Here is a 12654-nt window from a genome sequence, read left to right as displayed (position 1 = left end):
TCGATCACTGCGGCCCCGTCCGCTCCCTCCCCGCCGCTCGCGGCGGGCAGCAACATGCCCGCCGCGCTGCGCCGCTTGCTGCTGCCCGAGCGCGGCGGCGCGGCCACCGCCGGAGAGCTGCTGCGGCGCATCGTGGCCGGGGGATTGGACCGCTTGCCGCCGCCAGGAAACGGCGACACGGCGCAGCGCTGGCGCGCGCTGGCGGAGGTGGCGGGCCACGATCTGAGTTTGCTCAAGCTCTATGAAGGCCATACCGACGCCTTGGCCATTCTGGCCGAGCTGGGGGCGTCGGCCGCGCCGGACACGCTGTGGGGCGTCTGGTGCGCCGAACCGCCCGACGGCAGGGTGGTGCTGCATCGTTCCAAGGATGGCGCGGTGCGCCTGTCCGGCCGCAAGCTTTGGTGCTCGGGCGCCGCGACGGTGGACCACGCGCTGGTCAGTTGCTGGGACGGGGAGGGCCTGCCCTGGCTGGCCGCCGTCGCCCTCGACCAACCCGGCGTGACGGTGACCGCCGACGGCTGGCATGCCGTCGGCATGGCCGGCAGCGCCAGCGTCGATGTGGTGTTCGACAACGCCGCGGCTTGCCTGGTAGGCGCGTCCGGGTCGTATGTGCGGCGTCCGGGATTTTGGCACGGCGGCGCCGGCATCGCCGCCTGCTGGTACGGGGCGGCGCAAGCCATCGCCGATTCCCTGCTCGCGTCAGTGCGCGCCGGCGCCGCGCGCCAGGCGGCCGACCCGCACCGGCTGGCGCAGCTTGGCCTGGCCGATATCGCGCTGGCCGGCGCGGCCGCCGTGCTGCGCGAATCGGCCGCCGCCATCGATGCCGATCCGGATGCCGACGCCGGCGTGCTGGCGCTGCGCGCGCGCCTGGCCGTCGAGGCGGCCGCCACGCTGGTGCTGCAGCACACCACGCGCTCGCTGGGCGCCACGCCGCTGTGCCGCGATCCGCACTTCGCCCGCCTGGCGGCCGATCTGCCGGTGTTTCTGCGCCAGAGCCACGCCGAGCGCGATCTGGCGGCGCTCGGACGCCTGTTGTCCGAGTCGGAGGAGTCGCCATGGGCGCTATGAGCGGCCACGGCGCCGCTGCGCGCCACATCGAAGGCGAAGGCACGCCCGACGCCAGCTGGCAAGCTTGGGGCGGACTGCAGGATATGCCGCCGGTGTCCGCCGCCACGCTGGTGCCGCCGGGACGCCGCGCCGTCATCGTCGCGCCGCATCCGGACGACGAAGTGCTGGCCTGCGGCGGGCTGCTGCAACTGCTGGCGGCGCAAGGTAGCCCCACGGTGGTGGTGGCCGTGACCGACGGCACGGGCAGCCATCCGGGTTCGACGACAATCACGCCGGAACAACTGGCGCGCCTGCGCCCCCGCGAAACCGACGCCGCCCTGGGCGCGTTGGGATTGGGCGCGTCGGCCGGCAAACCGGCGCCGCAGGTGCTGCGCGCCCGGCTGCCCGACGGCGCGGTCGCCGCATCGCTGGACCAGTTGCACACGCTGCTGCGGCAAATGCTGCGGCCCGACGACGTGGTCTTCGTCACTTGGCGGAAGGACGGCCATCCTGACCACGAGGCGTGCGGGCTGGCCGCCGCCATGGCCGCCGGCGCCTGCCGCGCGACCTTGATCGAGATGCCCGTGTGGAGCTGGCACTGGGCCGCGCCGGGCGACGCGCGCCTGCCGTGGCGACGCGCGCGCCGCCTGGCGCTGGGCGAGGATGTACTAAAGCGCAAACGCGAGGCTGTTGGCTGTTTCACCAGCCAGCTGCACGACGATCCCTCCACCGGCCAGCCGGCCATCCTGCCGCCGCATGTGCTGGCGCGCTTGCTGCATCCCTACGAAATCTACTTCACATGACGACCTCACTCCCTTCCGACTTCGATCCGCTCGCGCACTTCCAGCAGCTGTACCAGCAGGACGCCGATCCGTGGAAAGTGCGCCAGCGCTGGTACGAGCAGCGCAAGCGCGACATCCTGCTGGCGTGCCTGCCGCGCCAGCGCTATCGCAGCGCGTTCGAGCCGGCGTGCGGCAACGGCGAGTTGACGGCGGCGCTGGCCCATCGCGCCGAGCGTCTGCTGGCGAGCGACCTGTCGGCCGAGGCGGTGGTGCTGACGCGCCGGCGCATGCTGCGCGAGGCGCCCAGCGACGCCGCGCGCGTGACGATCCGCCAGCAGCATATGCCGCAGGATTGGCCGGTCGAGGCGGTGTTCGACCTGATCGTCATCAGCGAGATGGCCTACTACCTCGACGAACAGGCCTTGCTGCGGCTGCGCCAGTGCTGCGTCGACGGCCTGGCCGAAGGCGGCACCCTGGTCATGTGCCACTGGCGTCGGCCGTTCGCCGACCGCCGGCTTAACACCGACAGCGTGCACACCGTGTTCGACGCGACGCCGGGGCTGCATCGCCTGCTGCGCCACAGCGAGGACGACTTCCTGCTCGACGTCTGGTCCGGCAGCGCCGATTCGGTGGCGCAGCAGGAGGGACTGGCCTGATGATCGGCGTGATCATCCCGGCCCACAACGAGGAAGGCGAACTGGAACAGTGCCTGGCGGCGATCCGCGTCGCCGCCGGCGATGCCGCACTGTGCGGCGAGCCGGTGCATGTCATGGTGGTGCTCGACAGCTGCAGCGACGGCTCGCGCGTGATCGTCGAGCGCCATGCGCGCCATAGCGTGCAGGGTTGCTGCGTGGTGGGCGGCCTCTTGGTCGCATCGCGCAACGTCGGCGCGGCGCGCGCGGCCGGCGCCGCGTGTCTATTGGCGCTCGGCGCCCGCTGGCTGGCCTTCACCGACGCCGACACGCGCGTCTCGCCGGCGTGGCTGGCGGTGCAACTGGGGCTGGACGTCGATGTGGTCTGCGGCACCATCGCGGTCGACGACTGGTCGCCGCACCTGGACGACGCCGAGGCGTTGCGCCGGCACTTCCACCTCGGTTACACCGACGCCGACGGCCACCGTCACATCCACGGCGCCAATCTTGGCGTGTCGGCGGCCGCCTATCTGCGCGCCGGCGGCTTCGAGGCGCTGGCCTGCGGCGAAGACGTGGCGCTGGTGTCGGCGTTGGAGCGCTGCGGCGCACGCTTCGCCTGGAGCTCGGCGCCGCGCGTGGTGACCAGCGCCCGCCGCGATCCGAAGGCGAGCGGCGGCTTCGGCGACACCTTGCTGCATTATGCGGCCAGCGCCCGCGCCGCCCTGCCGGCGGATTTGCCCGTTTTGTTGAGTAGTTCACATAACGCAGCTTGATCGAGGCGTAGCATGAACCGCATGAGAAGATCGCGCCCCCTCACCATTCTTTACTATTTCCTTGCCGCACTGCTGGTGCTGCTGGTGGCACTCGTCATCTTCGTGCTGACGTTCGACTGGAACCGCGCCCGTCCCTACATCAACGACAAGGTGTCGCAGACCATCGGGCGGGAGTTCGCCATCAAGGGCGACCTGGACGTGCGCTTCCGCCAGGGCGACCCGGCCGAACAGGGGTGGCGCCGCTACGTGCCGCGCCCTGAAATCAGCGCCAACGATGTATATGTCGTCAATCCTTCGTGGACCACCACCGGCCCGCGCCTGGCCAGCGTGGGCAATATCGTCGTCGCCATGCATACGCTGCCGCTGCTGCACAAGGAGGTGGTGATCACCAACCTGGAACTGGACAAGCTGGAGGTGGCGGCGCAGCGCCGCGCCGACGGCAGCAATACCTGGACTTTCAAGGACAACGGCCCGTCGGAGTGGGAGGTTGATATCCGGCGCCTGGCGTTCCGCGAAGGCAGCCTGCGCTACCTGGACGACGGTATCAAACTGGACCTGCGCGCCAAGGCGACCACGATCAATGCGGACGACGCCGATGCCCTGGCCGACGACAAAGCAAATGAAAAACCGGCCGACCGGCCGGGCGGCAAGGCGACCGGGCAGGCCGTCGGCAACCGCACCGCCAACAACTACGGGTTGCGCTTCGAACTGGGCGGGACGTATCACGGCGCGCCGGTCACCGGCGGCGGCAAGACCGGCGCGGTGCTGTCGCTGCAGGACGAACACAACACCTTCCCGGTGCAGGCCAACGCCATGGCGGGCAAGAACAAGATCGCCATCGAGGGCACGTTGACCGATCCGCGCTCGCTGTCCGGCATCGATCTGAAACTGTCGCTGGCCGGCGCCAGCATGGCCGACCTGTATCCGCTGACCGGCGTGCTGCTGCCGGAGACGCCGCCCTACGCCACCACCGGCCGGCTGGGCGGCAAGAAGGATGGCGCGGTGTGGAACTGGACCTACCGCAACTTCACCGGCACCGTCGGCGGCAGCGACCTGCACGGCACCTTGAGCTACAGCCCGCGCAAGCCGCGTCCGCTGCTGACCGGCACCCTGACCTCCAACCAGCTGCGGCTGGCGGACCTGGGACCGACCATCGGCGCCGAGAGCAATGCCGACAAGGCGGCGCGCGACAAGAAGCCCAATCAGCCGGCGGGCAAGGCGCTGCCGGTCGAACAATTCAACACCGCCAAGTGGGATGCGCTCGACGCCGACGTCAAATTCACCGGCAAGAAGCTGGTGCGCACGCACGATATCCCGCTGGAGAATGTCGAAACCCATATCCGCATGAAGAACAAGGTGCTGACCCTGACGCCGCTGAACTTCGGCATGGCTGGCGGCGCCGTCACCTCCAACATCACGCTCGACGGCGGCAAGAATCCCATCCAGGCGCAGATCAAGATGGCCGCGCGCCATCTGAAGATCCGTCAGCTGTTCCCTAAACTGCAGGCGATGCAGGCGAGCGTGGGCGAGGTCAACGGCGACGCCGCGCTGGCCGGCACCGGCAACTCGGTATCGGCGATGCTGGCGACCGCCAGCGGCGAACTGGGCGCGACCGTCAGCGAAGGCTCGGTCAGCAAGTTCGTGCTGGAGGCGGCCGGACTGAACATCGCCAACGCCGTCTTCGTCAAACTGTTCGGCGACAAGCAGGTGCAGCTGAACTGCGTGGCCAGCGATTTCGTCGTCGAGAAGGGGCAGGCGCAAACCCGGCGCTTCGTCGTCGACACCGACGAAGCCGTCATTGACGTCACCGGCAGCATCGACCTGGCCAACGAGCGCCTGAACCTGGACGTCAAGCCGAAAACCAAGGGCGTGCGCATCATTTCGCTGCGCACGCCGCTGTACGCCCGGGGCACCTTCGCCAATCCGGACGTCGGCGTGGCCAAGGGGCCGCTGGCGCTCAAGGCCGGCGCGGCGGTGGCGCTGGGCATCATCAACCCGCTGGCGGCGGTGGTGCCGCTGATCAATCCCGGCAATGTGGAAGCGGTCGATTGCGCCGCCGCGCTCAAGCAGGCGACGCAGGTACGGTTTGGCTCCAAGCCCGAGCCGGTAAAAAAACAGGAAAAGTGATTGCGAAGTTTGCGCGGGCGCAAGAAGAGGGCATGTAGGCTTGCGGGATGGCCGTAATCGTCCAGCCCGGTTTGCTGGTTGAGGTTGTCGCTTGGTATGATTAGGAAAACCAAGGACTTCCAATGCTGCTTTCCGCAAAAAAACTTTCGCCGGCCCTGCGCTATGTCGTAGGCGTGGGCTTGTCACTGTTTGCGTTGATGTTGCAGATTGGCGTCTCCGTCTTCGTCGGCAACCGTGTTCCCTTTCTGCTGTTCATTCCGCTGGTGGCGCTGGCTGCGGCCGTGCTGGGCAGCGGTCCGGCGGCGATCGTGCTGCTCACCGGCTTCCTTTACGGCTGCTCGATTTTTCTTCCGCTTGGCACCTTCTATGTCGGCAGCATGCGCGACCAGATTTCATTGGCGCTGTTTGTGGTGGTCGGCATCTTTTTCATTTATGTGGGCAAAAAGGTGCGCGGAGTGGTCAATCGCGCGGTCGATGCCGAACTGGCGCTGCTGAACGAGAAGCTGACCCGCGAGCGCGCCGACGATGACCATCTGCGCCAGTTGTACCAGCAGGTGCGCAGCAGCGAGGAGCGCTACCGCAACCTGTTCGATTCGATGGACCAGGGCTTTTGCGTGATCGACGTGATCTTCGACGACGCCGGCGAGGCGGTCGATTACAAGGTGCTGGAGATGAACCCTGCGGGCATCGCGATCTACGGCCTGGGCGATGTCGTCGGCAAGACCATCAAGGAGGTGGTCCCGCATATCGGATCGTACTGGATCGACACCTATGCGCAAGTGGCGCTGACCGGGCAACCGGTGCGCTTCGAGAACCAGGCGCAGTCGAGCGGGCGCTGGTTCGAAGGCTACGCCAGCCGCGTCGGCGGCGCCGACAGCCGCAAGGTGGCGCTGCTGTTCACCGACGTCAGCGTGCGCAAGGAGAACGAGGCGCGCCTGCGCCGGCTGGCGGCCGACCTGTCCGAGGTGGACCGGCGCAAGACCGAGTTCCTGGCGGTGCTCGCGCACGAGTTGCGCAATCCGCTGGCGCCGATCCGCAGCGGGCTCGATATCCTCAAGCTAAGCGGCGGCAATCCGCAGATGGTCGAGCGCATGCGCGACATGATGGACCGGCAGGTCACGCACATGGTGCGGCTGGTCGACGACCTTCTGGATATCGCCCGCATCAACGGCGGCAAGATCGATCTGAAGAAGGAACGCGTGTCCCTGCAAAGCATCGTCGCGTCGGCGGTGGAGGCCAACGCGCCGATGATCGAGAACGCCCGCCATCGCCTGTATGTCGCCATGCCCGACGAGGACATCGAGGTGCTGGTCGACCCGACCCGCATGGTGCAGGTGCTGGGCAATCTGCTTAATAACGCGGCCAAGTACACGCCGCCCGGCGGCCGCATCGATTTGAGCGCGGCGCGGGAGGGCGGGCAGATCGTCATCTCGGTCGAGGACAACGGCGTCGGTATCCCGGAGGCGTCGCAGCCGTTCATTTTCGATATGTTCAACCAGGTTGGCAGGAATATGGATCTGTCGCACGGCGGCCTGGGGATAGGCCTGTCGCTGGTCAAGCGGCTGCTGGAGATGCATGACGGTAGTATCAGCGTCGCCAGCGGCGGGACGCATAGCGGTGGCACCACGTTCACGATTCGTTTGCCGTTGAGCGTGGCGGTGGAGACGGAGCATGCGGCGGCCGATCACCTGGCGGCGCCGCTGCGCACCGATATGTTGAGGATACTGGTGGTGGACGACAACGCCGACGCGGCGCAAACCCTGGCGAGTTTGCTGGAGTTCAAGGGGCACAGCATTCGCGTCGCCAACGACGGCATCGAGGCGCTGGAGGTGGTGGAGGATTGGATACCGGAGGTCGGGTTGATCGACATCGGCATGCCGAATTTGAACGGCTACGAGCTGGCGCAGGCGCTGCGCAAGAATCCCGCGCTCGATAGCATGGCGCTGATTGCGCTGACCGGGTGGGGCGCCGAGAACGACCGCACGATGTCCAGGGAAGCCGGCTTTGTCGAACATTTGACCAAGCCGGTGGATTTCGATGCGATCGAGGTGGTGCTGGGCAGCTTGCGCAAAACACCGTGATCGAGGTCGGATGCGCCATTCCGGAGACACGTAGGGCGGATTAGGCGGAACGCCGTAATCGGCCATCGACGAGCCGTCGGCGGCGCAACCATGGCCGATTACGCTGCGCTAATCCGCCCTACGTGTTTCCGAGGTTACGCATGTGCGGCGGTGCGCCGCACGCTTCCGCTTACACCACGCTGTCCCACGGTGCCGACAGGCGCATCGCGCAGTTGATCAGGCCCACCATCGAATACGTCTGCGGGAAATTGCCCCACATTTCGCCTGTGACCGGGTGCGTGTCTTCGGACAGCAGCCCCAGATGATTCCTCGCCTTCAGCATGGTCTCGAAGATCTCGCGCGCCTCGTCCTTGCGGCCGATCCGCGCCAGCGCGTCGATGCGCCAGAACGTGCAGATGTTGAACGCCGTCTCCGGCTTGCCGAAATCGTCCGGCGCCTCGTAGCGGCGCATGTACGGGCCGTCGCACAGCGACTTCTCCAGCGCCTCCACCGTCTTGACGAAGCGCGGGTCCTTCGGATCGATGAAGTTCACCTCGGCCATCAGCAGCACGCTGGCGTCCAGATCCTCGCCGCCCAGGCTTTCGCAGAACGCCTGGCGCTTCTCGCTCCACGAATCGCGCAGCAGCGGTTCGCGGATCTTGTCGGCGCGCGCCTGCCAGTGCGCGGCACGCTCCGGCAATTCCAGCACGTTGGCGATCTTGGCCAGACGGTCGCATGCCGCCCAGCTCATCAGCATCGACGAAGTGTGCACCCGGGCCCGGGTGCGCAATTCCCACATGCCGGCGTCCGGCTGGTCGTGGACGCGGAAGGCTTGCTCGCCGACCGCCTCCAGATGCGCGAACTCGGCCACGCCGGCGCGGTTCAGCAAACGGTGGTCGAGGAAGGCCTGCGCCGCCCCCAGCACCACGTTACCGTAGACGTCATGCTGGAAGTGTTCCTGCGCCTGGTTGCCGACCCGCACCGGCTGGTGCCCGCGATAGCCAGGCAAATGATCCACCGTCGACTCGGGCAGGAATTCCTCCAGCCCGATGCCGTACAGCGGCTGGATATGGCCGCCCTTGGAGCTGGCGACAATATTGCTCAGCCAGCGCAGGTACTCCTCCATCGTGCCGACCTCGGAAATGCTGTTAAGCGCGCGCACCACGAAGAAGGCGTCGCGCAGCCAGCAGAAGCGGTAGTCCCAGTTGCGCGCGCTGCCGGGCGCCTCCGGAATACTGGTGGTCATGGCGGCGATGATGGCGCCGGTGTCCTCGTACAGCGACATTTTCAAGGTGATGGCCGCGCGGATCACCACGTCCTGCCACTCGTACGGCAGCGCCAGGCGGCGGCTCCAGTTACGCCAGTAGTTGATGGTTTCCTTCTCGAAGCGGCGGCAGACGTCCTCGATGCCGTCGTTGAGCGTCTCATCCGGTCCCAGCATGAAGTTCAGCGAGCTGTTGGCCAGGAACCAGGTCTCCGACAGCAGGTGGCTGAGCGAGGCGTCGGTGTTCAGGCGCAAGGTCTGGTCCGAGCCGACGTAGCGGATGTGGTGGCTGCCGCGCGTGATCTCGGGCGCCTCGCGGCCCCAGTCGAAGCGCGGACGCAGCCGCACGCGGATGCGCACGGCGCTGTTGAGGATGCGGATGCGGCGGATCAGCATCAGCGGCCGGAACATGCGGTCGCGGCTGGTGAAGCGCGGCGCGAAGTCGGTGATTTCGATGCCGTGGTTGTCGGCGTCCATCAGGCGGGTGCGCAGCACGGCGGTGTTGGGATCGTAGAACTGCTCGGTCTTGACGCAATTTTCCAGCTCGATGCTCCAGACGCTGCCGTTCTCGGAGTTGTCCAGCAGGGCGTTGAACACCGGGTCGCCGTCGAAGCGCGGCAGGCAGCACCAGACGATGTTGCCGCTGCGGTCGACCAGCGCGTTGTACGAGCAGTTGCCGATGACGCCGCAGTTCAGCGACGCCTCGGGCGTCACCGGTTTGCCGGGCGCGGCCTCGTTGGGGTTGGTGTGTGCGGCGGAATTGGTATCGGTTGCAGTGCTGGTCATTGTTTGTCTCCATGAGGCAGGGTGGTGGCCGCTTGCACCAGCTGCGCGCGCAATTCTTGCGGCGAGGCGAGGCGGCGCAGCGCGGCGCTCGGACCGGGGCCGATCTTCACGCCCATGCCGCCCGTTTGCTGGGCGTAGGCGATGCCGGCTTCGTCGGTGGTGTCGTCGCCGGCAAACACCGGCTTGTGACCCTTGAAGGGCGCTTCCTGCATGAACGCGGCCAGGGCGCTGCCCTTGGTGCTCGATCCGGGCTTGAGCTCCAGCACCATTTTGCCATGTAACAGTACCATGCCGGGGCTGGCGTCGAGCGCTTCCTGCATGGCCTGCTCGCACAGCGCCTTCAGTTCCGGCGCCAGACGGTAGTGCAGGGCCAGCGCGCCGCGTTTTTCCTCCAGCAGCAGGTCGGGATATTGCGCCACCAGCGGTTGCAGGCGCGACTTGGCGTTGTCGAGCGGCAGTACCGTGATGTAGTGCAGCTCGCCGTCGGCGGCGCGCCGTTCGGCGCCGTGCACGCCGGCCGCCGGCAGCTTGAGCGGCGCCAGCATGGCGTCGATCTGCTCGATCGGGCGGCCGCTGACAATGGCCAGGCGCCCGCCCAGCTTGTCGCGCAGGGTGGCCAGCGCCTCGACCAGGCCGGGCACGACCACGACCGTGTCGGGCGTTTCGGCCAGGTCGACCAGGGTGCCGTCGAAGTCCAGGAACAGGCTGCAATCGGGCCAGTCGGTCAGCAGGAAAGTTTGGTTGTCGGCGGACGTGGTTTCGTCCGCCGGGGTCGGTTCGAGTTTCATCATGTTTACTTTAACCTACTCGGCGCAGGTTGCCGCGGCTGTGGGAACGGATCTTCTGCATCACTTTTTCGCGTTTGCGCAGACGGGCGGCGTCGAGCAGCATGTGGCCGGCCCAACGGTAGACGTTGAAGCGGCGCACGCGGTCGCGCATGCTGCGCATCCGCTCGCGCTGCTCCACAGGCGGCATCGTCAGGCCGCGGTACAGCGCCTCGGCGCCCTGCTCGATGTGGTACGGATTGATGATCAAGGCCTCGTGCAGCTCGCGGGCGGCGCCGGTGAACTGACTCAGCACCAGCGCGCCGCGTTCGTCGTCGCGGGCGGCGATGAATTCCTTGGCCACCAGATTCATACCGTCGTGCAAGCTGGTCACCATGCAGACCTCGCTGGCGCGGAAGTAGCGTTGCAGCTCGGCTTGCTCGTGGTGCTCGATCTTCAGGATGATCGGCAGGTAGCCGTCGCTGCCGAAACGGTCGTTGACCCGCGCGGCCAGCTTGCGCACGCGCTGCTCGAAGTTCATGTACTCCTCCAGGTCCGAGCGGCTCGGCGCGGCGATCTGCACGAAGCTGAACTTGCCGATCATCGACGGATGGCGCTCCAGCATGCTCTCGACCGCCTGGAAGCGCTCCAGGATGCCCTTGGTGTAGTCGAGGCGGTCGACGCCGAAGGCCAGCAGGTGGTCTTCCGGCACGCCCAGGATCTGGCGGATCTCGGTGCGGCACTGTTCCACAGGCTGCGTGTCCGGATAGTCGGGCCAGGCGATCGAGATCGGATAGTCCTCGACCTGGGTCAGCTCGTTGCCGTACGAAATGGTCGACGCTTCCGGCTCGATACGGGTTTCCAGGTAACGGTCGACCGTGTCGAGGAAGTTCTTGCGGTGGAACGGCGTGTGGAAACCCAGGATGGTGCTGCCCAACATACCTTCCAGAATTTCTTCGCGCCACGGGCAAATACCGAACGACTCCGAGTTAGGCCATGGGATGTGCCAGAACGTAATAATGGTCGCTTTCGGCAGCGCCTCGCGCACCATGCGCGGCAGCAGGGCGAAGTGGTAATCCTGCACCAGCACCACCGGGTTGTCGGTGCGCGCTTCCTTGATGACGGCGTCGGCGAAGCGGCGGTTGACCTTGACGTACTCGTCCCAGTCGGACGAGCGGAACACCGGACGCACGTGGGCGATATGGCACAGCGGCCACAGGCCTTCGTTGGCGAAGCCGTAGTAGTAGCCTTTTTCCTCTTCTTCCGTCAGCCACACGCGGCGCAGCGTGTAGCTCGGATTTTTCGGCGGCACCGGCACGTGGTCGTTGCGGTCGACCGTCTCGCGGTCGGCGCTGCCGGCGCCATGGGCGATCCAGGTACCGGAGCAGGCGCGCATCACCGCCTCAACGGCCGTCACCAGGCCGCTGGCCGGACGGCGCACGCGGATCGTGCCGTCCTTGTTTTTCTCGTGGATGTAGGGCTCGCGGTTGGACACCACCAGCACCTGGTCGCCGGCCAGATCCTGTTGCAGCAGGGCCTTGAGTTTTTCCGGCGCCCACTCGGCACTGTTGTTGCTGCTGCTACTCTGGCGTTCCTCGTGGTATTCCTCGAGCAGGCTGCGCAACTCGCCGATCAGCGGTTCCATCTCCGGCGGTGGCGGCGGTGGCGGCGTCGCGCCGGGCACGGTCGATTTGTCGTCGCGCGGCAGCAGTTGGCCGCGCAGCACGTCGTTGAGGCTGGCCAGCCAGCCGCGCCAGCTCAGGTGCGACACCAGCAGGGTCAGGAAGGCGATCGCCACGCCCAGCAGCGCGAAGAAAATCAGCACGTACTTGGTGGTCTCGGCGCTGCGGCGTTCGATGAAGCTCATGTCGTGCACCAGGATCAGACGGCCCAGGCCGGTGCCGTTGTCTTCGATCGCCGTGTCGGCCACGTGGACCGGGCCGCGTGGCAATTGCACCAGCGACTTTTGCTTGCTGCCGTCGGTCGGCTTTTCCCAGCAGCCCAGCGATTGCGGGTAGGTGGAGGTTTTGTACAGCAGTTTGCCCGAAGGATCGCAGAAGCCCAGCGCGAACAGGCGCTCGTCTTCGATGGCGCCGTCGAACAGCTTCTTGATGTGCGCCTTGTCGTTGAGCAGCACATCCTCGCGCAGCGGCACCTGCAAGGTGGCGGCAAGAAGTTGCGAGCGGTTATCCAGATCGCGCACCGACCAGCGCAGGGTCAGGTTGTCCATCAGCGGGACGACGATGTAGGCGAACAGTCCCAGCAGGATCGCCAGGGGGAGCATGAAACGTAATGATAGTTTTACAGAGCGTGAAAGCATTGGAGGAGTCCTCAGGTGTGATTGCAGGATAGAAAAACAACCGCTGCATCAATTTTTTTGGGATGCGTGGCAATCGACCTCAGCTCCTCTATTGTTTCA

9 protein-coding genes are annotated in these 12654 nt (G+C 66.6%); 6 read left to right on the top strand and 3 right to left on the bottom strand.

Going from position 1 to position 12654, the window contains the following annotated elements:
• Positions 1 to 54: 54 nt before the first annotated feature.
• The 6 genes from NHH88_00455 to NHH88_00430 all read left to right on the top strand — a co-directional run bounded on the left by NHH88_00455 (position 55) and on the right by NHH88_00430 (position 7442).
• Entirely contained in the window at positions 55 to 1068 is a 1014-nt protein-coding gene (locus NHH88_00455) for an acyl-CoA dehydrogenase (GenBank protein ID USX17496.1), read from the top strand.
• Positions 1056 to 1850: a PIG-L family deacetylase gene (locus NHH88_00450; protein ID USX14304.1), complete on the top strand. Its 795-nt coding sequence runs from the start codon at positions 1056 to 1058 to the stop codon at positions 1848 to 1850. Before NHH88_00455 ends, NHH88_00450 begins: the two co-directional genes overlap by 13 nt.
• Positions 1847 to 2485, top strand: coding sequence for a nodulation S family protein (locus NHH88_00445; protein ID USX14303.1), 639 nt, complete (start codon positions 1847 to 1849; stop codon positions 2483 to 2485). The genes NHH88_00450 and NHH88_00445 overlap by 4 nt, the downstream gene beginning before the upstream one ends.
• Positions 2485 to 3234 carry a glycosyltransferase gene (locus tag NHH88_00440; GenBank protein USX14302.1) on the top strand — a complete coding sequence of 250 codons (750 nt, stop codon included), beginning with the start codon at positions 2485 to 2487 and terminating at the stop codon, positions 3232 to 3234. Before NHH88_00445 ends, NHH88_00440 begins: the two co-directional genes overlap by 1 nt.
• 21 nt (positions 3235 to 3255) lie before the next feature.
• Complete coding sequence (locus NHH88_00435; GenBank protein ID USX14301.1) at positions 3256 to 5361, top strand: AsmA family protein; 2106 nt, start codon at positions 3256 to 3258, stop codon at positions 5359 to 5361.
• Between the two features lie 122 nt (positions 5362 to 5483).
• Positions 5484 to 7442 (top strand): ATP-binding protein, encoded by a 1959-nt coding sequence (locus NHH88_00430; GenBank protein ID USX14300.1) that lies wholly within the window; start codon positions 5484 to 5486, stop codon positions 7440 to 7442.
• Positions 7443 to 7611: 169 nt separating this feature from the next.
• On the opposite strand, the gene NHH88_00425 is transcribed toward NHH88_00430, so the two are convergent.
• From NHH88_00425 to NHH88_00415, 3 genes are read right to left on the bottom strand one after another with little or no spacing between them, the layout of a single operon-like run.
• A complete protein-coding gene (locus NHH88_00425; GenBank protein USX14299.1) occupies positions 7612 to 9471 on the bottom strand; it encodes a glycoside hydrolase family 15 protein in 1860 nt (619 codons plus the stop codon).
• Positions 9468 to 10262 carry a trehalose-phosphatase gene (gene otsB / locus NHH88_00420; protein ID USX14298.1) on the bottom strand — a complete coding sequence of 265 codons (795 nt, stop codon included), beginning with the start codon at positions 10260 to 10262 and terminating at the stop codon, positions 9468 to 9470. The genes NHH88_00425 and otsB overlap by 4 nt, the downstream gene beginning before the upstream one ends.
• Positions 10263 to 10269: 7 nt before the next feature.
• Positions 10270 to 12555 carry a trehalose-6-phosphate synthase gene (locus NHH88_00415; GenBank protein ID USX14297.1) on the bottom strand — a complete coding sequence of 762 codons (2286 nt, stop codon included), beginning with the start codon at positions 12553 to 12555 and terminating at the stop codon, positions 10270 to 10272.
• Between the last annotated feature and the right edge of the window lie 99 nt (positions 12556 to 12654).

It is taken from the genome of Oxalobacteraceae bacterium OTU3CAMAD1, from assembly GCA_024123915.1.
GTDB lineage: Bacteria > Pseudomonadota > Gammaproteobacteria > Burkholderiales > Burkholderiaceae_D > Rugamonas.
The sequence above is the reverse complement of the archived record's forward strand: the minus strand, read 5'-3'. Positions and strand labels throughout refer to the sequence as shown.